25 protein-coding genes are annotated in these 24,054 nt (G+C 67.8%); 12 read left to right on the top strand and 13 right to left on the bottom strand.

Annotation, left to right across the window (positions count from 1 at the left end; genetic code table 11):
- Positions 1 to 77: 77 nt before the first annotated feature.
- The 6 genes from ACTHJF_RS11410 (at position 78) to ACTHJF_RS11385 (ending at position 6,687) form a co-directional block, all read left to right on the top strand.
- Positions 78 to 1,877, top strand: coding sequence for an aminopeptidase P family N-terminal domain-containing protein (locus tag ACTHJF_RS11410; RefSeq protein ID WP_440267213.1), 1,800 nt, complete (start codon positions 78 to 80; stop codon positions 1,875 to 1,877).
- Between the two features lie 120 nt (positions 1,878 to 1,997).
- Positions 1,998 to 3,887 carry a DNA topoisomerase IV subunit B gene (parE, locus tag ACTHJF_RS11405; RefSeq protein WP_440267212.1) on the top strand — a complete coding sequence of 630 codons (1,890 nt, stop codon included), beginning with the start codon at positions 1,998 to 2,000 and terminating at the stop codon, positions 3,885 to 3,887.
- Positions 3,888 to 4,003: 116 nt separating this feature from the next.
- Positions 4,004 to 4,561, top strand: a complete 558-nt coding sequence (locus ACTHJF_RS11400; RefSeq protein WP_440267211.1) for a sigma-70 family RNA polymerase sigma factor — start codon at positions 4,004 to 4,006, stop codon at positions 4,559 to 4,561.
- A gap of 8 nt (positions 4,562 to 4,569) precedes the next feature.
- On the top strand, positions 4,570 to 5,316 hold the full coding sequence (locus ACTHJF_RS11395) for an anti-sigma factor (RefSeq protein ID WP_440267210.1): 747 nt from the start codon (positions 4,570 to 4,572) through the stop codon (positions 5,314 to 5,316).
- A 147-nt stretch (positions 5,317 to 5,463) separates the two neighbouring features.
- Entirely contained in the window at positions 5,464 to 6,060 is a 597-nt protein-coding gene (locus ACTHJF_RS11390; protein ID WP_440267209.1) for a fasciclin domain-containing protein, read from the top strand.
- 117 nt (positions 6,061 to 6,177) lie between these two features.
- Positions 6,178 to 6,687: a 3-hydroxyanthranilate 3,4-dioxygenase gene (locus ACTHJF_RS11385; protein WP_440267208.1), complete on the top strand. Its 510-nt coding sequence runs from the start codon at positions 6,178 to 6,180 to the stop codon at positions 6,685 to 6,687.
- Positions 6,688 to 6,703: 16 nt separating this feature from the next.
- On the opposite strand, the gene ACTHJF_RS11380 is transcribed toward ACTHJF_RS11385, so the two are convergent.
- Positions 6,704 to 7,282, bottom strand: coding sequence for an NUDIX hydrolase (locus tag ACTHJF_RS11380; protein WP_440267207.1), 579 nt, complete (start codon positions 7,280 to 7,282; stop codon positions 6,704 to 6,706).
- 145 nt (positions 7,283 to 7,427) lie between these two features.
- On the opposite strand from ACTHJF_RS11380, the gene ACTHJF_RS11375 reads away from it, so the two are divergent.
- Both ACTHJF_RS11375 and ACTHJF_RS11370 read left to right on the top strand, forming a co-directional pair.
- The gene (locus tag ACTHJF_RS11375) at positions 7,428 to 8,939 is read left to right on the top strand and encodes an amino acid permease (protein ID WP_440267206.1); all 1,512 of its coding nucleotides are present in this window, start codon (positions 7,428 to 7,430) and stop codon (positions 8,937 to 8,939) included.
- A gap of 75 nt (positions 8,940 to 9,014) precedes the next feature.
- Entirely contained in the window at positions 9,015 to 10,466 is a 1,452-nt protein-coding gene (locus ACTHJF_RS11370; protein WP_440267205.1) for an amino acid permease, read from the top strand.
- A 385-nt stretch (positions 10,467 to 10,851) separates the two neighbouring features.
- Here the strand turns inward: ACTHJF_RS11370 and ACTHJF_RS11365 are convergent, their stop codons facing one another.
- Positions 10,852 to 11,184, bottom strand: a complete 333-nt coding sequence (locus ACTHJF_RS11365; protein WP_440267204.1) for a high-potential iron-sulfur protein — start codon at positions 11,182 to 11,184, stop codon at positions 10,852 to 10,854.
- 165 nt (positions 11,185 to 11,349) lie between these two features.
- Here ACTHJF_RS11365 and ACTHJF_RS11360 point away from each other — a divergent pair, with 165 nt between their 5' ends.
- From ACTHJF_RS11360 to ACTHJF_RS11345, 4 genes are read left to right on the top strand one after another with little or no spacing between them, the layout of a single operon-like run.
- Positions 11,350 to 11,997: a methylthioribulose 1-phosphate dehydratase gene (locus ACTHJF_RS11360; RefSeq protein ID WP_440267203.1), complete on the top strand. Its 648-nt coding sequence runs from the start codon at positions 11,350 to 11,352 to the stop codon at positions 11,995 to 11,997.
- The gene (locus tag ACTHJF_RS11355) at positions 11,994 to 12,557 is read left to right on the top strand and encodes a 1,2-dihydroxy-3-keto-5-methylthiopentene dioxygenase (RefSeq protein ID WP_440267202.1); all 564 of its coding nucleotides are present in this window, start codon (positions 11,994 to 11,996) and stop codon (positions 12,555 to 12,557) included. The genes ACTHJF_RS11360 and ACTHJF_RS11355 overlap by 4 nt, the downstream gene beginning before the upstream one ends.
- A 13-nt stretch (positions 12,558 to 12,570) precedes the next feature.
- Positions 12,571 to 13,260, top strand: coding sequence for an acireductone synthase (mtnC, locus tag ACTHJF_RS11350; RefSeq protein WP_440267201.1), 690 nt, complete (start codon positions 12,571 to 12,573; stop codon positions 13,258 to 13,260).
- Between the two features lie 16 nt (positions 13,261 to 13,276).
- Positions 13,277 to 14,269: a C13 family peptidase gene (locus ACTHJF_RS11345; RefSeq protein ID WP_440267200.1), complete on the top strand. Its 993-nt coding sequence runs from the start codon at positions 13,277 to 13,279 to the stop codon at positions 14,267 to 14,269.
- Between the two features lie 12 nt (positions 14,270 to 14,281).
- Here the strand turns inward: ACTHJF_RS11345 and hisIE are convergent, their stop codons facing one another.
- From hisIE to ACTHJF_RS11290, 11 genes are all read right to left on the bottom strand, one after another.
- Positions 14,282 to 14,899 (bottom strand): bifunctional phosphoribosyl-AMP cyclohydrolase/phosphoribosyl-ATP diphosphatase HisIE, encoded by a 618-nt coding sequence (gene hisIE / locus ACTHJF_RS11340; protein WP_440267199.1) that lies wholly within the window; start codon positions 14,897 to 14,899, stop codon positions 14,282 to 14,284.
- Positions 14,900 to 15,028: 129 nt separating this feature from the next.
- A complete protein-coding gene (gene hisF, locus ACTHJF_RS11335) occupies positions 15,029 to 15,802 on the bottom strand; it encodes an imidazole glycerol phosphate synthase subunit HisF (protein WP_440267198.1) in 774 nt (257 codons plus the stop codon).
- The gene (hisA, locus tag ACTHJF_RS11330) at positions 15,796 to 16,524 is read right to left on the bottom strand and encodes a 1-(5-phosphoribosyl)-5-[(5-phosphoribosylamino)methylideneamino]imidazole-4-carboxamide isomerase (protein ID WP_440267197.1); all 729 of its coding nucleotides are present in this window, start codon (positions 16,522 to 16,524) and stop codon (positions 15,796 to 15,798) included. Before hisA ends, hisF begins: the two co-directional genes overlap by 7 nt.
- Complete coding sequence (hisH, locus tag ACTHJF_RS11325; RefSeq protein WP_440267196.1) at positions 16,521 to 17,111, bottom strand: imidazole glycerol phosphate synthase subunit HisH; 591 nt, start codon at positions 17,109 to 17,111, stop codon at positions 16,521 to 16,523. Before hisH ends, hisA begins: the two co-directional genes overlap by 4 nt.
- Positions 17,111 to 18,175: a bifunctional histidinol-phosphatase/imidazoleglycerol-phosphate dehydratase HisB gene (gene hisB, locus ACTHJF_RS11320; protein WP_440267195.1), complete on the bottom strand. Its 1,065-nt coding sequence runs from the start codon at positions 18,173 to 18,175 to the stop codon at positions 17,111 to 17,113. The genes hisH and hisB overlap by 1 nt, the downstream gene beginning before the upstream one ends.
- A gap of 106 nt (positions 18,176 to 18,281) precedes the next feature.
- Positions 18,282 to 19,340 carry a histidinol-phosphate transaminase gene (gene hisC, locus ACTHJF_RS11315; RefSeq protein ID WP_440267194.1) on the bottom strand — a complete coding sequence of 353 codons (1,059 nt, stop codon included), beginning with the start codon at positions 19,338 to 19,340 and terminating at the stop codon, positions 18,282 to 18,284.
- A complete protein-coding gene (hisD, locus tag ACTHJF_RS11310; RefSeq protein ID WP_440267193.1) occupies positions 19,337 to 20,644 on the bottom strand; it encodes a histidinol dehydrogenase in 1,308 nt (435 codons plus the stop codon). The genes hisC and hisD overlap by 4 nt, the downstream gene beginning before the upstream one ends.
- Before the next feature lie 22 nt (positions 20,645 to 20,666).
- Positions 20,667 to 21,560: an ATP phosphoribosyltransferase gene (gene hisG / locus ACTHJF_RS11305; protein ID WP_440267192.1), complete on the bottom strand. Its 894-nt coding sequence runs from the start codon at positions 21,558 to 21,560 to the stop codon at positions 20,667 to 20,669.
- Positions 21,557 to 21,892, bottom strand: a complete 336-nt coding sequence (locus ACTHJF_RS11300; RefSeq protein WP_440267191.1) for a YerC/YecD family TrpR-related protein — start codon at positions 21,890 to 21,892, stop codon at positions 21,557 to 21,559. Before ACTHJF_RS11300 ends, hisG begins: the two co-directional genes overlap by 4 nt.
- 162 nt (positions 21,893 to 22,054) lie before the next feature.
- Entirely contained in the window at positions 22,055 to 23,050 is a 996-nt protein-coding gene (lpxK, locus tag ACTHJF_RS11295; RefSeq protein WP_440267190.1) for a tetraacyldisaccharide 4'-kinase, read from the bottom strand.
- Positions 23,051 to 23,057: 7 nt separating this feature from the next.
- The coding region (locus tag ACTHJF_RS11290) for an ATP-binding cassette domain-containing protein (RefSeq protein ID WP_440267189.1) at positions 23,058 to 24,054 on the bottom strand (997 nt) is incomplete at its 5' end.

Raw genomic sequence — 24,054 nt, 5'->3', positions numbered from 1 at the left:
GGGCAAATTCTCCCGACGCGGTTCATCTGCCACGTGCCAGCCGGCGCTACGCCTGGCCGCGCTGATAGCATTAAGTGATGAGCCACCCCATTCCTCCCCGTCTTGCCGCCCTGCGCCAGGCCATGGCCACCCACAACGTGGCCGCCTGCCTGGTACCCACCGCCGATCCGCATCTGTCCGAATACCTGCCCGACCACTGGGCGGCACGCGAATGGCTGTCCGGCTTCACCGGTTCGGCCGGCACGCTGCTGGTCACGCCGACCCATGCGGGTTTGTGGACCGATTCGCGCTACTTCTCCCAGGCCGAGCAGCAGCTGGCCGGCAGCGGCGTGGCCCTGATGAAACAGAAGGTGGCGCACGCGCCGGAGCATCTGACCTGGCTGCAACAGCATCTGCATGCCGGCGATGCAGTCGCCATCGCCGGTGACAGCCTCAGCCCCGCGTCCCGCCGCCAGATCACGCGCCTGCTCGAGGACGTCGGTGCACGCCTGCGCACCGACCTGGACCTGCCCGCCGCCATATGGACCGACCGACCCGCACTGCCGAAGAGCCCGGTGGTCGAGCACGCGCTCACCTGGACGCATACGCCGCGCAGCGACAAGCTGGCGCGGGTTCGCACCGCCATGCGCAAGGCCGGCGCCACGCACCACCTGGTGTCGAGCCTGGACGACGTGGCCTGGTTGACCAACCTGCGCGGCAGTGACGTGGAATGCAATCCGGTCTTCCTCGCTCATCTGCTGATCGAGGCCGAGGGCAAGGCGACGCTGTTCGTGGATCGCGGCAAGTTGAGCGACGCACTGGTTGTCGCGCTAGGCAAGGATGGCGTGCAGATCGCTGACTACGCCGCCATCGGCGATGTGCTGGGCGAACTGGCTGCGACCGACGTCCTGCTGCTGGACCCGGGCAAGATCGTCTGCGCCGTGGCCGATGCCGTGCCCGCCGGCGTGAAACAGCTCGATGCAGCCAACCCGTCCACGGCGATGAAGGCGCGCAAGAGCGCCACGGAGCTGGACCACATCCGCGACACCATGCGCCGCGACGGTGCGGCCTTGGTACGCGCATTCCGCAGGCTGGAGGAACGCCTCGCCGCTGGCATGGCGCAGACCGAGCTGGATGTGGACGTGCTGGTGCGCGAGGAGCGTGCTGCGCAACCGCACTTTGTCGGCGAGAGCTTCGCCACCATCGCCGGCTACCAGGCCAACGGCGCGCTGCCGCACTACCGCGCCACGCCGGAGCATCACAGCGCGCTGGCCCGCAAGGGCCTGCTGCTGGTGGATTCCGGCGGTCAGTATCTGGGCGGTACCACCGACATCACCCGCGTGCTGGCGCTGGGCGAGACCACTGCCGAGCAGCGCCGCGATGCCACGCTGGTGATGAAGGGCCTGATCGCCCTCTCGCGCGCCCGCTTCCCTAAAGGCGCCAGCGGCCCGCAGCTCGATGCCCTGGCCCGCGCACCGCTGTGGGCTGCCGGCATGGACTATGGCCATGGCACCGGCCATGGCGTGGGTTACTTTCTCAACGTGCACGAAGGGCCGCAGGGCATTCGCCCGCCCATCAGCGGCGGCGCGTTGGTGGCACTTGAGCCGGGCATGATCACCTCGATCGAGCCAGGACTGTACAAACCGGCCCGGCACGGCATCCGTCACGAGAACCTGGCGGTCGTGGTGGAAGCAGAGCAGAGCGAGTTCGGCGACTTCCTCGCCTTCGAGACGCTCACGCTCTGCCCGTTCGATCGCCGCGCACTGGAGCCGCACCTGCTCAATCCCGAGGAGCGCGCCTGGCTGGACGACTACCACGCCAGCGTCCGCGCGGCACTCAGCCCGCTGCTGGACGGCGCCGACCTCGCCTGGCTCGAACGCCACTGCGCTCCGCTGTGATCCCGTCGCGCCTGGCGAGACGACGCCCGCCGATGCTGTGGCAGCCGCCGGCCTCCACGGCTTGACCCCGTCGGCGGCACCACCCATTCTCCCGCGCCTTATCCGAGTCGAACGTATTCCATGAGCAGTCGCTACAACGCCGCCGATATCGAAGTCCTCTCTGGCCTTGACCCGGTCAAGCGGCGCCCCGGCATGTATACCGACACCTCGCGCCCGAACCATCTGGCGCAGGAAGTCATCGATAACTCGGTGGACGAGGCCCTCGCCGGCCACGCCAAGAACATCGAGGTGGTGTTGCTGGCCGACGGCTCGGTCAAGGTCACGGACGACGGCCGCGGCATGCCGGTGGACATCCATCCCGAAGAGGGCGTGCCCGGCGTCGAACTGATCCTCACCCGTCTGCACGCGGGCGGCAAATTCAGTGGCAAGAACTACAACTTCTCCGGCGGCCTGCACGGCGTGGGCGTGTCGGTGGTGAACGCGCTGTCGCAGCGCGTCGAGGTGACCATCCGCCGCGACGGCAACGAATACCGCATGGCGTTCGAACACGGCGACCGGGTCAGCGAGCTGGAAATCATTGGCTCGGCGCCGAAGAAGAAGACCGGCACCACCGTGCATTTCTGGGCCGACCCGAAGTACTTCGACTCGCCGAAGATCTCCGTTTCCAAGCTCAAGCACCTGCTGCGCGCCAAGGCGGTGCTATGCGCCGGTCTCAACGTCACGCTCATCGACGAGGCCAGCGGCGAAACCACCCAGTGGCATTACGAAGATGGCCTGCGCGACTACCTGCGCGGCGAGCTGGAGGGTGCTGAGGCGCTGCCGGCCGAGCTGTTCGTGCATCACGTGGCGCGCGATACCGAGGGCCTGGACGTCGCGCTCACCTGGCTGCCGGAAGGCGAACTAGTGCAGGAGAGCTACGTCAACCTGATTCCGACCGCGCAGGGCGGCACCCACGTCAACGGCCTGCGCACCGGCCTGACCAACGCCATCCGCGAATTCTGCGATATCCGCAACCTGCTGCCGCGCGGCGTCAAGCTGGCGCCGGAAGACGTGTGGGAACGGCTGTCGTTCGTGCTCAGCGCCAAGCTGCTCGATCCACAGTTCGCCGGCCAGACCAAGGAGCGCCTGTCCTCGCGCCAGGCCGCGGCACTGGTGGAGAACGTGATCCACGACGCCTTCAGCCTGTGGCTGAACCAGCATGTGGATCTGGGCGAGAAGATCGCCCAGCTCGCCATCGAGCGTGCCAGCGCGCGCCTGAAGGCGGCCAAGCAGGTGGTGCGCAAGAAGATCACCCAAGGCCCGGCCCTGCCCGGCAAGCTCGCCGACTGCACCGCCACCGACCTGACCCGCACCGAGCTGTTCCTGGTCGAGGGCGACTCGGCCGGCGGCTCGGCCAAGCAGGCGCGCGACAAGGAGTTCCAGGCGATCCTGCCGCTGCGCGGCAAGATCCTGAACACCTGGGAGGTGGAATCCACCTCGGTGCTCGCTTCCGAGGAAGTGCACAACCTGGCCGTGGCGATCGGCTGCGATCCGGGCAAGGACGACCTCTCCGGCCTGCGCTATGGCAAGGTGGTGATCCTCGCCGACGCGGACTCCGATGGCCTGCACATCGCCACGCTGCTCTCGGCGCTGTTTCTCAAGCACTTCCCGGCGCTGGTGCGCGAAGGCCACGTGTTCGTGGCGATGCCGCCGCTGTTCCGCGTCGACGTGGGCAAGCAGGTGTTCTATTGCCTCGACGAAAGCGAGAAGCAGGCGATGCTCGACCGCATCGAGCGCGAGAAGATGAAGGGCGCGGTCAGCACCACGCGCTTCAAAGGCCTGGGCGAGATGAACCCGGCGCAGTTGCGCGAGTCCACCATTCATCCGGACACCCGCCGGCTGGTGCAGCTCACGGTGGACGACAACGAAGGCACCGCGAAGCTGATGGACATGCTGCTGGCGAAAAAGCGGGCCAGCGACCGCAAGTCCTGGCTGGAAGAGAAGGGCGACCTCGCCACGCTCGAAGTCTGATTTCCCGCCTCTTGCCGGAGGCACCGACCAGACGCCATGCTTGACCGCATGTACACGTCCACGCCCCGCTCTCGCCTCCGATCCCGTGTCGCGCGTCTGTGCCGGGGCGCTCCCGGATGAGCACGGTCGACACGGCCGAGCGCGAAGAACTCGCCGAACTCCTGGCGGCCTCCAGTCGCCAGGACCAGCGTGCCTTCGCCGAGCTCTATCGCCGCACCTCCTCGCGCCTGTTCGGCGTATGCATGCGCATGCTGCGCGACCGCGCCGAGGCCGAAGAGGTATTGCAGGAGGTGTTCATCTCCGTGTGGCGGCGCGCCGACACCTTCGATCCGGGCAAGGCCAGCGCCATCACCTGGCTGGTGACGATGGCGCGCAATCGCGCCATCGATCGACTGCGCCAGCATCGCGAAACCGCGCTGGACGATTCGATGATGTTCGACCTGGAGGACGAGGGCCCCAGCCCTGCAGCCAGCGCCGAAAGCAGCCAGGAACGCCGGCGCCTGGAGCAGTGTCTGGATGGCCTCGAGCCGCAGCAGAAGTCAGCGATCCGTGCAGCCTTTTTCTCCGGCGCCACGTATAACGATCTGGCCGCACGCTGCCGGGTGCCGCTGGGAACGATGAAGAGCTGGATCCGGCGCAGCCTGATTCGCCTGCGGATATGTCTGGAACAATGAACAGCGCGATGCCCCCCAGCCAGGAAGAGCTCCGCTACGCCGAGTACGTGCTCGGCGTGCTGGATGCCGACGCGCGTGCGGCGGTGGAGCAAGAAATGCGCACCGATTCGGCGGCCGCTGCCGCCGTAGAGCTGTGGCAACGCCACCTGATGCCGCTGAGTGAGGACATCAGTCCGGTCCAGCCGGCCGACTACGTGTGGGTGCGCATACGCGAAGCAATCGGCCTGGATGTGCCGGCGGTTTCCCGCCGGCCGACGCCCCCGGCGCCGACACGCGGCGGCTGGTGGAACAGCCTGCCGCTGTGGCGCTGGGTCGGCGCCGGTGCCACGCTGGCCGCTGCGGCCAGCTTCATGCTCTGGTTCGTCATGCCGCGCGCGCCGCAGGCTCCCACGACCGCTGCCGCGAACGCCGGGCCAGACTACATGGTCGCCAGCATCGCGCAGGACAACGGCGTGGCCGGCTGGACGGCCACCATGGATCTCAAGCAGGCGAGCATGGTGATCGTGCCGGCGACGCCCACGACGCTTGCGGCCGATCGCTCGGCCGAACTGTGGCTGGTGCCACCCGGCGAGAAGCCGATCTCGCTCGGCGTGATCGTCTCGAACAAGTCGACCACCGTGCACCTGCGTCCGGACCTGCTGGCGCGTCTGAGCGCGAAGGCCCTGCTCGCTGTGTCGAACGAACCGCTGGGTGGCTCGCCCACCGGCCAGCCCACCGGCCCGATCATCGCCAAGGGCGCCATCAGCGGCGCTTGATCCAGTCATCGTCCCGTGCGTGGACGGTGACGCGGCGTGAGGCGTTCTGTCGCACCTTCCGACGCTTACGCATCTTCGCCGTCACGACCGGCGTATCTCCTGAGCTTCGCCCGTTGAAGCCCATCGTTCCTATCAGGAGATACGCCCATGAAGCTCGTTCACCGCAGCCGTGCCCTCTCCACCGCGCTCGCCCTGGCCCTGGTCGGCTGGTGCGCGTCGCCGGCCATCGCCGCTCCCGGTAACATGGCCGGCATGAGCATGGAAAAGACCGTCGAAGTTGGCGGTGCGCCGATGTATCCCTCGAAGAACATCATCGAGAACGCAGTCAACTCGAAGGATCACACCACTCTCGTCGCCGCGGTGAAGGCGGCCGGCCTTGTCGACACCCTGTCGGGCCCGGGTCCGTTCACCGTGTTCGCGCCGACCAATGAGGCGTTCGCCGCGCTGCCTGCCGGCACCGTCGACACCCTGCTCAAGCCCGAGAACAAGGCGACCCTGACCAAGGTGCTTACCTATCACGTGGTGCCCGGGAAGGTCAGCGCTGCCGACGTGCTCGCGCTGATCAAGAAGGGTGGCGGCAAGGCCGTGGTGAAGACCGTCGAGGGCGACTCGCTGACCTTCTCGAAGGACGCCAAGGGCGTTGCCATCACCGACGACAAGGGTCACACCGGCCACGTCACCATTGCCGACGTGAATCAGTCCAACGGAGTGATCCACGTGGTGGATACCGTGCTGATGCCGTAAGCCGGCCACGACTCCCTTCGATTTGCTTTACCTCCCTTCGCCCCGGCCCCGCCGGGGCATTTTCTTTGCAGGCACGACAGCGCTATGTTGGCGCGCTCGCGCCACTGAAGAAGCCGCATGTCCCTGCCCGCCCCGATCAACCTGCAACACTGGATCGACGAGCACCGCCATCTGCTCAAGCCGCCGGTGGGCAACAAGTGCATCGTCGATGGCGACTTCATCGTGATGATCGTCGGCGGCCCGAATGCGCGCAGCGACTACCACTACGACGAAGGACCGGAGTTCTTCTATCAACTGGAAGGCGAGATGGTGCTCAAAGTGCAGGACGATGGTGCTGCACGCGACGTCCCGATCCGCGCCGGCGAACTGTTCTACCTGCCGCCGCGGGTACCGCACTCACCGCAGCGCATGGCCGGCTCGATCGGCCTGGTGATCGAGCGCCGGCGCCGGCCCGGCGAGCGCGATGGGCTGCTGTGGTTCTGCGCGGCCTGCAACCACAAGCTCTACGAGGAATATTTCGAACTCAAGGACATCGAGCACGACTTTCCGCCCGTGTTCGCACGATTCCACGAGTCCCTCGCTGCACGCACCTGTGCGCGATGCGGCACCGTGCACCCGGCGCCCTGACGGCGCCAAGACCGACTCAGGCAGCGCGTGCCAGCCAGCGCCGCGCCATCCGCTGCAGCGATTCTTCGGTGGCCGGATCGGCAAGCAACGCCTCCACCGGCCGCCACGCCAGCGCCAGCGATTCCTCGCTGAGGGCGAAACGTTCATCGGAGGTCGCGCGCACGACGAAACGCACGTCGTAGTGCCAGTGACCCGGCTCTTCGCCGCGGGCCGGGATCCAGTGGCGATCCAGGTCGAAGATCTGCGGCTCGACCTGCAGCCCGGACAGGCCGGACTCCTCTTCCGCTTCACGCAGTGCAACACGCGCCAGGTCGCTGTCGCCGTCGGCATGCCCGCCCAGCTGCAACCAACGCCCAAGCTTTCGATGGTGGGTGAGCAGCACGCGCTCGCCGTCCGCGCTCACCAGCCACACCGAGCCTGTGAAGTGTCCCGGGGGATGGTGGCGATGGAAAACATCCGGTGAGGAATCGAGGAATTCGAGAAAAATTTCCGGGTCGCAGGCCGGTTCTTCACCGGCAGGATAACGCTGCAGTGCAGCGCGAAATGCGTCGATCACGGTGTCCAGAAGCGCGCTCCCACGGGCGATGTCGAGCATGCGATTGTACGCGCCGTCGATGTGCCGCCCGGCGCTTGTCGCCCCCACCCCCGTCGGCTATGGTTGCCCGTCACCTCCACCTGTACCTGCCTGTTCTACGGGGTCGCCAGGGGGATGGCGTATGTATTCCACGGGGAATCACCACATGCTTTTTCAGCGCGTCAAACCGCTCGACCAGATTCTTGCCACGGCCGAGAAGAAGAGCCTCAAACGCCAGCTCGGACCGATCCAGCTCACCCTGATGGGCGTGGGCGCCATCATCGGCACCGGTATCTTTGTGCTCACGGCCGAAGCGGGCCAGAAGGCCGGCCCGGGCATGATGATCGCGTTCGTGATTGCAGCGGTGGTCTGCGGCCTCGCTGCCCTCGCCTACGCCGAACTCGCCTCGATGATCCCAGTCGCCGGCTCGGCCTATACCTACACCTACGGCGTGCTTGGCGAAGGCTTGGCGTGGATCGTGGGCTGGGCACTAGTGCTGGAGTACGCGATTGCCGCCGGCACGGTGGCAGTCGGCTGGTCCGGCTACATGAACGGCTTTTTGCTGCACACCAATTTCTTCGGTCTGGTCAGCGAGGGTGCGCTCGCGCTCCCCGAGCCGCTGCGCTCGGGCCCCTACGCCGGCGGCAGTTTCAACCTGCTGGCCTTCCTGATCTCCATCGTGATCACCCTGCTGTTGATCGTGGGTACGTCCAAGTCGGCCAAGGTCAACGCCGCGCTCGTGGCGATCAAGATCGTGGCGCTGAGTGCCTTCATCCTCATCGCCGTTCCGGCGGCCAGCACGCCGAACTTCCATCCGTTCCTGCCCAACGGCTGGGGCAGTCCGCTGGGCGGCATTGGCGTGCTCGGTGCGGCCGCGTCGATCTTCTTCGCCTATGTGGGTTTCGACGCCGTCTCCACGGCGGCCGAGGAAACCAAGAACCCGAACCGGAACATTCCGATCGGCCTGATCGGCTCGCTCGCGGTGTGCACCATTTTCTATCTGCTGGTGGGTTACGGCGCCGCGGGCGCCATTGGCATCCAACCGCTGTTCGGGCCGGACGGCATCGCGTTCCACCCAGGCAGCCCGGAGATGGCCGCCGCCTGCAAGGGCTCCGAGGCCCTGGTCTGCTCGAAGGAGCCGCTGGCGCACGTGATCCGCATGCTGGGCCACGGCTCGATCGGTAACTGGATCGGCGGCGCCGCGGTGATCGCGCTGCCGTCGGTGATCCTGGTGATGATCTACGGCCAGACCCGCATCTTCTTCACCATGTCGCGTGACGGCCTGCTGCCGGGCGGACTGGCCCGCCTGCACCCGCGCTTCAACACCCCGCACGTGCTGACCCTGATCACCGGCGTGGCGGTCTCGCTGTTCGCCGCGATGTTCCCGGTCGGCCTGCTGGCGGACATCACCAACTCGGGCACGCTGTTCGCCTTCATGATGGTGTCCATCGGCGTGATGGTGCTGCGGGTGCGCGAGCCGCAGCGCCCGCGCCCGTTCCGCACCCCGCTGGTGTGGATCATCTGCCCGCTGGCGATGCTCGGCTGCCTGATGCTGTTCCTCAATCTGGGCGCGATCACGCTGAAGCTGTTCTTCGGCTGGGCAGCGATCGGACTGGTGGTCTACTTCGCCTACGGTCGCCGCAAGAGCCACCTGGCCAACGGCACCGAAGCGGCCTGAGTCCGATCCGCACCGACTGAGTTCACGCCATGACGGCACGGTGAAAGCCGTGCCGTCGTCTTTTCCGGAATGACCATGCTCAAGCAACTGCTCGCCCGCAAGACCAATTTCAGCGACGTCATCGACGACAGTCACGGCCCCGGCCTGCGCCGCACGCTCGGCCCCTGGGGCATCACGGCGCTGGGCATCGGCGCGGTAATCGGCACCGGCATCTTTGTCGTCACCGGCACCGCAGCTGCCGAGCATGCCGGCCCGGCGGTGCTGATCTCCTTCATCCTGGCGGCCATCTGCAGCGCCTTCAGCGCGCTGTGCTACGCCGAGTTCGCCACCCTCATCCCGGTTTCCGGCAGTTCCTATTCCTACGCCTACGCCACGCTGGGCGAACTGGTCGCGTGGTTCATCGGCTGGAACATGGTGCTGGAGTACGGCATTTCCGCCTCGGCCGTGGCCGCCAGCTGGACCGGCTATTTCACCAGCCTGCTCGACCATGTCGGCATCCACCTGCCCGTCTCGCTCACCGAGGCCCCACTGGCTTTCACCGGCGGGCATCTGGTCGCCACGGGACATCTGCTCAACCTGCCAGCGGTGGCCATCGTGCTGGCGCTGACCTGGCTGTGCTACGTCGGCATCCGCGAGTCGTCGGGACTGAACACCTTGATGGTGCTGCTGAAGGTCGGCCTGATCCTGATGATCATCATCGCCGGCGCCCGCTACGTGAACACCGACAACTGGCATCCCTTCATTCCCGAACCGAAGGGCGATGGCGAGTTCGGCTGGTCCGGCATCTTCCGCGGGGCGGCCATGGTGTTCTTTGCCTACATCGGCTTCGAGGCGACCTCCACCGCCGCGCAGGAATGCAAGAACCCGCAGCGCGACCTGCCCTTCGGCATCATCCTTTCGCTGGTGCTGTGCACCCTGCTCTATCTGGGCATGGCAGCCGTGATGACCGGTCTGGTGCCCTACACCGTGCTCAACACGGTGGACCCTGTGGTGACGGCGCTTCGCGGCCATGCCGAGCTGGGCTGGCTGCGCACCTGGGTGGAGGTCGGTGCGCTGATCGGCCTGTCGTCGGTGATCCTGGTGATGATCATCGCCCAGCCGCGCATCTTCATGATCATGGCCCGCGACGGCCTGCTGCCGAAGGTCTTTGCGCGGGTGCATCCGAAGCACCGCACGCCGCACATCAACACGCTCATCACTGGTTTCGGCATCGCGGTGCTCGCGGCGATCTTCCCACTCGACCTGCTGGCCGACCTCACCTCGATGGGCACCCTGATCGCCTTCACTGCCGTCTGCGCCGGCGTGCTGATCCTGCGCTACACGGCGCCGGAGCTGCCGCGTACTTTCCGCGTGCCCTGGGCCCCGGTGATCTGCGTGGCCGGCGTGCTCAGCTGCCTGGGCCTGCTCTCCACGATGAACTGGTTCAACTGGGCGTTGATGGGCGTGTGGACGGTGATCGGCCTGCTGATCTATTTCGGCTACGGCTTGCGCCACAGCCGCCTACGCGCGGACAATTCCGATAAATAGTAGTCATCGCCCGCTAAAAGTCTACTTCTTCGCTGAAAATACCTTTTCGTGATGATCTGGGCAGCGGCGCGTGCTTTCGGACTCCCCGGTACGCAAATGCTTTGTAAATTATTGATAAATAATAACTTCTTCGTGATCCAACAAATCACCGCTGCCGGTTCGCACTGCCACGGGGAGCGGAGTATGATCCGTGGTCCGCGGGTTGATCACTTGGCAGTGGGCCCCGGATCGCCGCCCGGCGCGTCAGACAGGGTCAGCTCCTCATCCTGGCGCGCCGGGTAGCACTTTTGAGGAGCTCGCCGCGTCCACAGCGCGATGCCTCGACAAACAAAAAGGCCGGCTTCGCAGCCGGCCTTTCTTTTTTGCAACGCGGAGGGAGAGGCGATCAGCCCGCTTTGGCCGCGTGCGACACGCACCAGCCCTTGGCCGCCACGGACTTGCCCGGGAACAACTGACACGGACCGTAACCGGTGGCTCCGCCGCTGTAGAACTGGCAGTTCGCGCAAGTGTCGCCGGCCTTGTGCTTCGGGTCCTTGGTCGTACTGGCGTCTTCCACGTAGCCCAGCGCCCTGGCGGTCGGATCCGATTCGGAGACGTGCGGCAGATCCGCCGCGCGCGCCAGGCGCGGCAGCGTACCCACCACCACCGCGGCAGCGGCTGTTCCGGCAGCGATCTTGAGGAATCGGCGACGCGACTCGTTGCTTTCTTCGTGGGACATTGGCAAACCTCCGTCGTGGATGAACTACCGCTGCTGCGGCTATCAGTGGTCGAATGCTACGCCGTTCATCGCAATCTTTCCTGACTTGCGAGAATGCCTCGCATTATCCGGGGCAACGCCACCGGCCATGCTATTCTTTTCTACCGTTTGGACGTCCAAATACTCATGTCACAAGTATTGCCCAAGGGTCTTTCCAGCGAAGCGTTCCATGCCCGGGCCGATGCCATCGCCCAGGCCGCCAAGGAACTCGCCGCCCTGGGCTGGACCCCGGCCACCAGCAGCAATTTCTCGATGCGGGTGGACGAGGCGCATGCCGCCATCACCATCTCCGGCCGCGACAAGGGACATCTCGGCCGAGACGACATCATGCTGGTCGATCTCGACGGCCGCGCCATCGGCACCGATGCCCGACCCAGCGCCGAAACCGCCCTGCACACACAGGTTTATCGTCGCTGGCCCGAGATGCAGGCGGTACTACACACCCATTCGCGCACGCAGAGCGTGGCTTCGCGTCTATTTGCCGCACAAGGCGTAGTCCGCCTCGAGGGCTGGGAGCTGCAGAAGGCGATTACCGGCTTTCATACCCATGAAAGCGTGCTGGAGATTCCCGTCTTCCCAAACACCCAGCACATGCCCGAACTAGTGGCCCAGGTCGATGCGTGGCTGGACGCCGGCAAGCCGCTGCATGCGTATCTCATCGACGGCCACGGCATCTACACCTGGGGCCGCAGCATGGCCGAGGCACGGCGTCACCTGGAGGCGCTGGAATTCCTACTTGCCTGCGAACTCGATCTGAGGAGATTGTCCGCATGAGTCGCCTGCGCATTTACGACGACGCCGCTCCCAACGCGGCGCTGGCCGAGTATCACGAGCATGCGGCGATCAGCCGCGAGCTGGCCGCCGCCGGCATACGCTTCGAGCAGTGGCAGGCCAGTCAGTCGATCGCGCCTGGCGCCAGCCAGGCCGAGGTGATCGCCGCCTACCGCAGCGACATCGATCGACTGATGGCCAGCGAGGGCTACCAGTCGGTGGACGTGATCAGCCTCCAGCCAGACCATCCGGACCGCGCCACGCTGCGCCAGAAATTCCTCGACGAGCACACCCACAGCGAGGATGAAGTGCGCTTCTTCGTCGCTGGCGCCGGCCAGTTCACCCTGCACCTCAACGGCAAGGTGTACGAGGTGCTGTGTGAGCAGGGCGACCTGATTGGCGTCCCCGACGGCACACCGCACTGGTTCGACATGAGCGAGTCGCCCTACTTCGTGGCGATCCGCCTGTTCACCAACAAGGAAGGCTGGGTCGCCAACTTCACCGGCACCGACATCGCGACGCGCTTTCCGCGCATGACGCCACATACCAGCGCCCGCCGCTGACCGAAGGACACCGATGATCGAGATCCGCGCCATCGTTACCGACATCGAGGGCACCACCAGCTCCATCGATTTTGTCAGGGACGTACTCTTTCCCTACGCGCGCAAGCGCCTGCCCGCCTTCGTCGAAACCCACGGCGATACGCCGGAAGTGCAGCACTGGCTGCACGAGGCGGCCAAGGAGGCGGACATCATCGAGGCCAGCCGGCAGGAGATCATCGAGATGCTGCTGCGCTGGATTGACGAGGATCGCAAATCCACCGCGCTCAAGGCGCTGCAGGGCATGATCTGGAAGGACGGCTACGAGGCCGGCGACTATCGCGCCCACGTGTACCCGGAGGTGCCGGCCCGGCTCAGGGAGTGGCGCGCGCAGGGGTTGAAGCTCTACGTCTATTCGTCCGGCTCGGTGCCGGCGCAGAAGCTGTTCTTCCACCACAGCGAAGCGGGCGACCTCGGCCCGTTGTTTGCCGGCTATTTCGACACGCAGACGGGCGCCAAGCGCGAGGCAGCCTCGTATGCCGCCATCGCCGAGGCCATCGACCAGCAACCGGCGCACATCCTGTTCCTGTCGGACATCGAGCAGGAGCTGGATGCGGCCCGCGCGGCGGGGTTCCAGACCGGCTGGCTGATCCGCGATCCATCGCAGGCGATGCCCGTCGCCCCGGCGCATCCGGCGTATCGCGACTTCGACGCCATCACGCTCTGAACCAGGGGTCGCCCGCATGCGCCTGCTGCTCACCGCCCTGCTCGCCTTCGTCACCGGCGCGGCACTGACGGCCGCGGCGCAGTACGCGCCAAATCCGGCCGGCACGCCGGCGCAGGCGGCGGCCGACCTCCCCAGCGCGCAGGCGACTACGGATGCCGCGCCGCCCGGCGACACCTGGCCCGCGGATGCGCCTTCGCCGGAGCAGGTGCTCTACGCCCAACCACATTTGCTGCAGAAGGCGCTCGATCGGCTGGGGCCACGGGTGCGGAACGTGCCGAACCTCTACCTGGTCAGCTTTGCCGGCGATGGCAGCGAAGATGTGTTCCGCAACGAGGCCGAGTACGCCGCGCAGCTGTTTCGTCAGCGCTATGGCCCGCGCGCCCATACGGTGGTGCTGGCGAACAACCCGACCACGCTGGACACCACGCCGCTCGCCAGCTGGAGCAATCTGGAGACGGTGCTGACCGGCCTGTCGCAGGCGATGGATCCGCAGCAGGACATCCTTATGCTCTACCTCACCACGCACGGTGACCCCGAGCATACCCTGCTGGTTGACATGGATCCGCTGCCGCTGGACCAGATCGGCGCGCAGGACCTGGCCGGCATCCTGGCCGAGCACGCGTTCAAGTGGAAAGTGGTGGTGGTCAACGCCTGCTATTCGGGCGGCTTTGTGCCGCCCCTCGCTGGCGACGGCACGCTGGTGATCACCGCCGCGCGCCCCGATCGCAACTCGTTCGGCTGTGGCAGCGACTCGGATGCCACCTACTTCGGCCGCGCCTGGCTGGTCGACGCGCTGAACCAGAACCCCGACCCGATCGCCGCGTTTCAACTCGCGCAGGCGGAGGTCGCTCGATGGGAACAGCAGGACAAGCTCACGCCGTCCGAGCCGCAGATCTCACTGGGCGCTGGCATCGCAGCGCAGCTGGCACGCTGGCGCCAGGGCGATGCCATCGGACCGCCTGTGCCGTTCCGCCCGGACGGGCGCAGCGCGGCGCCCGCCACGCACTGAGGCGGCAGCCAGCTACTTCGCCGCGTGACGCTTGGCCAGCAGGGCCGCAACCTCCGTCAGCGACAAGCCGCGTGCCCGCAGCAGCACGCTGAGGTGGAACAGCAGGTCAGCCGCCTCGCCGAGCAGTTCCTCGTCCCCCTGCGCGACGCCGGCCAGCGCCGTCTCCACACCCTCTTCGCCGACCTTCTGCGCGATGCGTCGCACCCCGCCCTCGAACAGCCGCGTGGTGTAGCTTCCATCCGGCCGCTCGGCATGGCGTTGCGCGACGAGCGCATCGAGTTCGGCCAGGAAGCCGAGCGGCGGGCGCACCTCATCGCCGAAGCAGCTCGAAGTGCCGGTGTGACAGGTCGGGCCGTGCGGCAGCGCCTGCACCAGCAGCGTGTCGGCGTCGCAGTCCACGCGGATCGATTGCAGGGCCAGCACGTGTCCGGAACTCTCGCCCTTGGTCCACAGGCGCTGCTTGGAGCGGCTGAAGAAGGTGACGTGACCGGTGCGCTGGGTGACGTCCAGCGCCTCGGCATTCATGTAGCCGAGCATCAGCACTTCGCCGGTCTGCGCGTGCTGGATGATGGCAGGCAGCAAACCGTCGCCTTTGGCCCAGTCGAGTTGGTCGGCATGGAGTGGGGGCATCGATGGGTTCACGCGTGATGTTCCTTTGGGTTCATACCGCCGAGACGGAAGCGGCATCCTTCCTCACCGTCATGCCGGCGAAAGCCGGCATGACGAGCAAAGGGCGCGGCGCGGCGTGGACGCTCGTCTTCATAAGGTGCGCATGGCGACGCCTTGGCTCGCCAGATACCGCTTGAGCTCGGGAATCGCGATGGCGCCCGAGTGGAACACGCTCGCGGCGAGGGCGCCGTCGACGTCGGCATCCACGAACGCGTCGCGGAAATGCTCCATCGCTCCGGCACCGCCCGAGGCGATCAGCGGCACGTGGCAGAGCGCGCGGGCCGCGCGCAGCTGTTCCAGGTCGTAGCCTTGCCGCACGCCGTCGCTGCCCATGCAGTTGAGCACGATCTCGCCGGCGCCGCGGCGCTGCGCCTCGACTATCCAGTCCAGCGTGCCGCGGGCCAGCGCCTGGGTCTTGCTCGGATCGCCGGTGTACTGGCGCACCCGCCACTGGCCGTCGGCGTCGCGCAGCGAATCGATGCCGACCACCACGCACTGCACGCCGAACGCCCCGGCCAGCTCGTCGATCAGCTCCGGGCGCTCCAGCGCCGGAGAATTCACCGAGATCTTGTCGGCGCCGGCATGCAGAACGGCGCGCGCCTCCTCCACCGAACGGATGCCCCCGGCGACGCAGAACGGGATGTCGATGACGCGCGCCACGCGCTCGACCCAGCCGCGGTCGACGCTGCGCCCTTCCGGGCTGGCGGTGATGTCGTAGAACACCAGCTCGTCGGCGCTTTCGTCGCGGTAGCGCAGCGCGAGATCGACGATCTCGCCCATCACCACGTGGTCGCGGAAACGCACGCCCTTGACCACCTGGCCATCGCGCACGTCGAGGCAGGGAATGATGCGACGGCTCAGCATGCCAGGGCGTCCTCGAGGGTGAAGCGGCCCTCCAGCAGCGCACGGCCAAGGATCACGCCGCCCACGCCGACGTCTCGCACGGCGCGGATGTCGGCCAGCGAACGCGCCCCGCCGGAGGCCTGCACGGCAAGCTCCGGCGCAATGTCGGCCAGGTGGCGATACAGCTCCAGGTTGAAGCCTGCAAGCATGCCGTCGCGCTCGATGTCGGTACACAACAAGTGGTGGGCGCCATGCGCCGCGTACCAGGGCGCCAGATCGTCCAGCGTGCGTGTCTCGGTCTCGGTCCAGCCGGTGCTGGGCAAGGTCCAGCGGTCGTCGATGCGGCGCGTATCGAGCGCTATCGTGAGGCGGTCGCCGCCCCAGGTGTCGAGCCAGCGGGCCACCGTCTCCGGCGCGCGGATCGCGACGCTGCCCAGCACCACGCGCTGCACACCCACGTCGAACAGGCGCCGCAGGTCATCTTCCTCACGAACGCCGCCGCCAGCCTGCACCTGCAGACCGTCGGCCACCATCGCGCGGATGACCGCCAGGTTGTCGAGCTTGCCCGAGCGCGCGCCGTCCAGGTCCACCACATGCAGCCAGGAGGCGCCGTCGTGCAGATAGCGCCGGGCCAGCTCGGCCGGATCGTTCGAATAGGTGGTCTGCTGCGCGTAGTCGCCCTGCCGCAGCCGCACCACGCGGCCATCGCGAAGGTCGATCGCGGGAATGATCTCGAAGCTCATAGGCGGAGGAAATTCCTGAGAAGTTGCGAGCCCACGGCCGCGGAACGTTCGGGATGAAACTGCATGCCGTGGAAATTGCCGCGGGCGATCACCGCCGAGAACGGACCGCCGAAGTCGCTGGTGGCCAGCGTGTACTCGCCCACCGGCACCGCGTAACTGTGCACGAAATACGCCTGCTCTCCCGCAGCCAGCTCGTCCAGCAGCGGATGCGCGCGCACCGGCGCCAGCGCGTTCCAGCCCATGTGTGGCACGCGCAGGCCCGGCGCCTCATGGAAGAGGCGCACTGGTGCGTCGATCACGCCCAGGCACTCGGTATCGCCCTCTTCCGAATGCGCGCACAGCAGCTGCATGCCCAGGCACACGCCCAGCACCGGCTGGGTCAGCGAACGCATCAGCTCGACCAGGCCCAGCTCGCGCAGCCGCGCCATGCCGGGACCGGCCGCGCCCACGCCGGGCAGGATCACCTTGTCGGCGCCTCGGATCGCTGCCGGATCGGCGGTGAGCGCCGTCTCCACGCCGAGGCGCTGCAGCGCATAGCGCACCGAGCCGATGTTCGTGCCGCCCGCATCGACCAGCACCACGGCCATCAGAGCGTCCCCTTGGTGCTGGGCAGCTCGCCGCCCTCGCGGCGGATCGCCTGGCGCAGCGTGCGCGCCACTACCTTGAAGCAGGCTTCGACCATGTGGTGCGCGTTGTCGCCCTTCACCGTGAGGTGCAGGTTGGCACCCAGCGTCTCGCACAGCGAGCGGAACACGTGCGGCACCAGCTCGGTCGGGATGTCGCCCACGCGTTCGCGCGGGAAACTGCCCTCGAACACGAAGTACGGCCGGCCGGACAGGTCCAGCGCGGCGCTGGCGAAGGATTCGTCCATCGGCAGCGTGAAGCCGTAGCGGCCGATGCCGCGCTTGTCGCCCAGCGCATGCTTCAGCGCCTGGCCGAGGGCCAGCGCGCTGTCTTCCATCGTGTGGTGCTCGTCGATGTGGGTGTCGCCCTCGCAGGTGAGCTCCAGCGCGAAGCCGCCGTGCTTACCGATCTGCTCGAGCATGTGATCGAAGAAACCCAGCCCGGTGTGGATCTTCGGCTCGGCCACCCGATCCAGGTCCACGCTTACCGTGATCCGGGTTTCCTTCGTGTTGCGCTGGACCGTGGCGAGGCGCGGCGCGTCGAGCAGGCGGTGCGCGATGGCGTCCCACGACTCGCCCTGCGGTCCCACCCGCAGGCCGCGCACGCCGAGGTTGGCGGCCAGCTGCAGGTCGGTCTCGCGGTCGCCAATCACCGCCGACGCCGCGCGGCTCCAGCTGTCATCAGAAAGGTAGTGCCGCAGCATGCCGATGCCCGGCTTGCGCGTGTCCAATCCCTCGTGCGGAAAGCTGCGGTCAATAAGCTGTTCGCGGAACACGATGCCCTGCGAGGCCAGGATGCGCAGCAACAGCTGGTGCGGGCCGTCGAAGCTGTCCTGCGGAAAGCTGGCGGTACCGAGGCCGTCCTGGTTGGTGACCATCACCAGCTCGTAGCCGGCGGCCACGCAGCGCTGCAGCGCGCCGATCACGCCCGGCAGAAGCTCGAGCTTCTCGTAGCTGTCGATCTGCTCGTCCGACGGCTCGACGATCAGGCAGCCGTCGCGGTCGATGAAAAGGATCTTGCGGCTCATCAACAATCTCTCCAACCCATGTAGGTGCGTACCCTGTGCGCGACCTGCGGGATGCGGCATCGGTCCGGCAGTCGCGCACAGGGTGCGCTCCTACGATTCGCGTGATTCATCGGGTCTGCTCCAGCACATCCAGCACGCGGGCGTTTTCCTCCGCCGTGCCGATGGTGATGCGCAGCGCATCGCCCAGGTTCGGATAGCGGCGCACGTCGCGCACCACGATGCCGGCGGAAAGCAGATCACGGTAGACGGCACCGGCGTCATCGAAGCGCACCGCCAGGAAGTTCGCCTGCGACGGCAGCACCTCGCGCACGCCGAGCACCGCGGCGATCGCCGCGCGCATGCGCGCGCGCTCGGCCTTTATCTCGGCGATGTGCCCGCGCGCCTGGACTTGGCCCGCCGGCGACAGCGCGGCCAGGGCCGCATCCACGCAGGGCAAGGGCAGCGGATACGGCGGCATGATCCGGCGCAGCAGCGCGATCACCGCGTCGTTCGCCAGCAGCGTGCCGATGCGCGCACCGGCCAGCGCCCAGGCCTTCGAAAGCGTGCGCAAGATGGCGACGTGCTCGTGGCGGCCGATCAGCCCGACCATGCTGGGCGCGTTAGCGAACTCGACGTAGGCCTCGTCCACAATCAGCAGCGCGCGCCCGGCCAGCGCCTGCGCCAGCCGCTCCACCGCCGCCGCCGGGACCACCTGCCCGGTCGGATTGTTCGGGGTACAGACGAAGACCAGCTTCACCGCCGGGGTCATCGCCGCCAGCACGGCGTCGACGTCCAGCGTGAAGTCGGCGGCCAGCGGCGCTTCGATCACCGCCGCGTTCTGGATGCGCGCGCACACCGCGTACATGCCGAAGGTCGGCGGCTGGATCAGGATCGCGTCTTCACCGGCGCGGCAGAACGCGCGCACCAGCAGGTCGATCGCCTCGTCGCTGCCGCGACCGACCAGCAGCTGCTCGCGGCGCACGCCGTACAGCGCGGCCAGCGCATCGACCAGCGCGGCCGGTTGCGGGTCGGGATAGCGGTTGCAGCCGGCGCCCGCCTCGCCGAACGGCGCCCAGGCCGATTCGTTCGCGTTGAGCAGGATCTGCCCGCCGCTGGCCTCCATGCGCGCCGAGGAGTAAGGCTGCATCGCGCGGATCTCCGGACGCGCCAGGTCGAGCACGCTCATGCGCGGCCCTCCAGCACGTCCAGCCGCATCGACACCGCACGGCGGTGTGCCTCCAACTGCTCGGCCGCGGCCAGCGTCACGGTGCACGGGCCGATCGCACGCAAGCCATCGGCGCTCACCTCCTGCACGCTGATCTGCTTGATGAAGCTGGCCACCGACACGCCGCTGTAGCTGCGCGCGTAACCGTAGGTGGGCAGCACGTGGTTGGAGCCGCTGCAGTAGTCGCCCACCGATTCCGGCGTCCAGGATCCCAGGAAGATCGACCCCGCGCTTTCGATGCCGTCGAGCAGCATGCGCGGCTCGGCGGTCTGGATGATCAGGTGCTCGGGCGCGTAGCGGTTGCTCACCGCGACAGCCTGGGCCAGCGAGTCCACCGCGATCAGGCGGCTCTGCGCCAGCGACTTGAGCGCGGTCTCGCTGCGCGGCAGCGTGGCCACCTGCCGCTGCACTTCAGCGGCCACGGCGTCGAGCAGCGCGGCCGACGGGCTGAGCAGCACCACCTGCGAATCCGGGCCGTGCTCGGCCTGCGACAGCAGGTCGGCCGCGACGAAGGCCGGACGGGCTCCGTCGTCGGCAATCACCAGCACCTCGGAGGGACCAGCCGGCATGTCGATGGCGGCACCGTCCGGATCGCCGGAGACCTGCAACTTGGCCTCGGTGACCCAGGCGTTGCCCGGGCCGAACAGTTTCTCGCACTTGGGCACGCTGTCCGTGCCGTAGGCCATCGCTGCGATGGCCTGGGCGCCGCCGAGCTTGAACACGCGGTGCACGCCGGTGACGCGCGCCGCGTACAGCACGGCCTCGTCGCAGCGACCGTCGGCGCGCGCGGGAGAACACAGCACCACCTCGCGGCAGCCGGCGATCGCCGCCGGCACGCCCAGCATCAGCGCGGTGGACGGCAGCGGTGCGGTGCCGGCCGGCACGTAAAGACCGACCCGGGTGATCGGGCGCAGCATGCGCTGCACGCGCACGCCCGGCGCCGTGTCCACGGCCACCGGCGTGGGCTGCGACGCACGGTGATAGGTGTCGATGCGGCCGGCCGCCTCGCGGATCGCCGCCTTCAATGCGTCATCGAGCGCCGCCTCGGCCGCGTCGAACTCGGCGGCCGTCACCTCGATGGCGTCGAGCACGCAGCGGTCGTATTTTGCGCTCAGGTCGCGCAGCGCCACGTCGCCGTGCGCGCGCACCTGGGCGATGATCGCCGCCACGCCTTGCTTGAGCTCGTCGGCGCGGCCCTGCGCCGGGCGGGCCAGCGCCTCGCGTCGGGCGGTTTCGTCGAGTGCGTTCCAGTCCAGCCGCTTCATCGTCTCGTGTCCTCGGGCCCGCTCAGGCGAGCATCTTTTCCACCGGCAGCACGAACATCTCGCGCGCCCCGGCCTTCTTGATCTCTTCCAGCTGCCGCCAGCTCACCTCGCCGGCGCACAGCGCCTGCAGCATCAGCTGGTCGGGCTGGCCGGCTACCGGCAGCAGGGTCGGCTGCGGGCCACCCGGCAGCAGGCGGGTGACCGCGTCCAGGTTGCCGCGCGAGGTCTGCAGCAGCAGCAGGCGCGACTCGCTCACCTGAATCACGCCGTCCAGCCGCTTGAACAGCAGCTCCAGCATGTCGCCGCGCTCGTCGGTCGGCAGTGTGGCCGGACCGGCCAGCACCGCCTCGCTCTCCAGCAACACATCGACCTCGCGTAACTGGTTGGCGACCAGCGTGCCGCCGCTCTGCACCAGGTCGCAGATGGCATCGGCGGTGCCGAGCTTGGGCGCGATCTCGACCGAACCGGCCAGCGTCACCACCTGCGCCTGAACGCCCGCATCGCGCAGCCACTTGCCCAGCAGACCGGGGTACGAGGTGGCAATGCGCTGGCCGGCAAGGCTGGCCGCACCGTCGTACGTCATCTCCTGCGGCACGGCTACCGACAACCGGCAGCGGCCAAACCCGAGCGGACGCCACTCCTTCAGCGGCGCCCCGTCGACGCCGGCGGTGAGCGAAAACTCGTCCAGCACGTTGCGGCCGACGATGCCGAGGTCGCACACGCCCTGCTCGATCAGCCCGGGGATGTCGTCGTCGCGGACGAGCAGCAGGTCCACCGGCTCGCCCTCGCCGAAGCAGAACAACTTGTCGCGGCTCTGCCGGAAAGTGAGCCCGCAGCGCTTGAGCACGTCGAGGGCCGGCTCGGTGAGCCGGCCGGATTTCTGCATCGCAATGCGCAGGCGATCGCGCGTCTTCATGCCTTGTCCTTTTTCTGATGCGTGCGACGCCGGGCCGCCCGTGCGGCTGCCGCCAGGTAACCACCGCTGCCCTGGTTGAGATACCGGGCCACCCGGCCGATCGTGGTGATGCTGACCGCGGTCCGCTCGTGGATCTCGCGGTAGGAGACGCCTTCGAGCAGATACGGCACCACCCGCCAGCGGTCGACCAGCACCTCCAGCTCCGCCGGCGTGCACAGGTCGTGCAGGAACGCCGACATCTCATCGGCGTTCTTCAGCGACAGCAAAGCCTCGCAGAGGCTTAGCTCAGCGGACTCGGAGGGGGTTTCGGGATCGACGGAACGGCGTTTCATAATGTACTAACGCGTTAATACAGTAGGACAAGTCTAGGGAGGGCAACGCCGGATGTCGAGCGAGCTTCGTGGACACGCCATGTCGCAGCCGAACGCCGCCCGAAGCCGCGGCGGGCAAAACCGAAGCGATCAGAAAATCCGTGTGCGCGGACGCGCGGCGGGTCAGCGTGCGGCGGGCAAACGCCCTGCGGCCTCATCGAGCCGACGGCACAACGCGACGATAAAGTCGTCGTCCAGCACTGCACGCACCGGCACGCGCCACCAGCCAGGGCGGGCGAAGGACTGGCACTTGATCGCGTCCTTGTCGGTCATCAGCAGCGGCGCATCGCCGGCCACGGCCAGGTCCTGCGGGACGAAGGCGTGGTGATCGGCAAAGACGTGGCCGATGATGGTGAGCCCCTGCGCGCGCAGGCTCTGGAAAAAACGCTCGGGATGCCCGATGGCCGCCACCGCGTGCACCGTCTGGCCACCAAAGTCGGACAGCGGACGCGTGGCGCCCTCTGTCAGCGACACCGCCGTGCCACCTGCGAGGTGCATGGGGTATTCGCCCTCGCCTGCCTCGCCGTTGCAGACCAGGAAATCCACTTGGCGCAGGCGCGACAGCGGCTCGCGCAATGGACCGGCAGGCAGCAGGCGACCGTTGCCAAAGCGACGGGCGCCGTCGACCACGCAGATCTCCACGTCGCGCGCCAGCGCGTAATGCTGCAGGCCATCGTCGGCAATCACCACATTGCAGCCCGCCTGCAGCAGCAGCGCGGTCGCAGCGGGACGATCGCCCCCCACCGCCACCGGCACTCCGCTGGCGCGGATCAGGCAGGGTTCGTCGCCGTAGCGCGCGGGATCGGGTCGGTCGTCCAGCAAGGCCGGTTCGCGCTGCGTGCCGCCGTAGCCGCGACTGACCACGCCCGGTCGCCAGCCGCGTGCCGTGAGCGCGTGCACCAGCGCCAGCGTGAGCGGGGTCTTGCCGGTGCCGCCGGCGGTGATGTTGCCGACCACCACCACCGGCACCGGCAGCGTCGTGCTGCGCAGCCAGCCGATGCGGTACAGGCCGCGGCGCAGCGCGGTGAGCGCGCCGTAGAGCCAGGCCAGCGGATACGTCCAGAGCGGCGCGCCGCGTGTGCCGTACCAGCTCGCCTGCAGCGTGTCGGCCAGCGCCATCGGTCGCTCAGTCGCTGGCGGGCTGGTGGAACTGCATACGATGCAGCGCGGCGTAGTGGCCCTGCATCGCGAGCAACTCGGCGTGGGTGCCACGCTCCACAATGCGGCCCTGGTCCATCACGGCGATCTGGTCCGCGCCTTCGATGGTGGACAGGCGATGGGCGATCACCAGGGTGGTGCGATCCTTCATCAGGCGCTGTAGTGCCTGCTGGATCAGCCGCTCGGACTCGGTATCCAGCGCGCTGGTGGCTTCGTCCAGCACCAGGATCGGGGCGTTCTTCAGAATCGCCCGCGCGATGGCAATACGCTGGCGCTGGCCGCCGGAGAGCATGCCACCACCCTGCCCGATCGGGCTGTGCAGCCCCTGCGGCATGCGGCTGATGAATTCCATGGCGTTGGCGGCCGTGGCCGCGGCCTCGATATCGGCCTCGCTGGCCCCGGCCAGTTCGCCGTAGGCGATGTTTTCGGCGATGGTGCCATCGAACAGCACCACGCTCTGCCCCACCCAGCCGATCTGCCGGCGCAACGAGGCAAGGGTGTATTCGCGGTAGTCCTTCCCGTCGAGCACGATGCGCCCGGCGCTGGGTTCCTGGAAACGCGGCAGCAGACTGACCAGGCTGCTCTTGCCGCTGCCGGAGCGCCCGACCAGCGCCGTGACGGTGCCGGGGGCGCAATGCAGGTCGACGCCTCGCAGGGCTTCGGTCTCGCTGCGCGGGTACTGCAGACGGATGCCCTCGAAGCGCAGGTCGCCGCGGGTGCGGTCGAGTGCCAGCCGGCCGCTGTCCTGCTCCGGCGGCAGGTCGATCACCTGCGGCCGCGTCGCCAGGTACACCAGCAGCGCCAGCGCGAGCGCCGCGACCGTCTGGATGGCCGTGCTAGAACTCGCGCTGGTGGTAGCGATCTTCATGTTCAGGCGGCGCGCGCGATGCGACACGTCGGCGAAGCGCGCGGCCTCGTGCTGCTGGCCGCCGTAGACGCGCACTTCCCGGTGCGCATGGACGACG

It is taken from the genome of Dyella sp., assembly GCF_051962475.1.
In the GTDB taxonomy this organism is placed as follows: domain Bacteria; phylum Pseudomonadota; class Gammaproteobacteria; order Xanthomonadales; family Rhodanobacteraceae; genus Dyella_A.
Note: the sequence above shows the minus strand (reverse complement) of the source record. Positions and strands in the feature narration are given on the sequence as shown.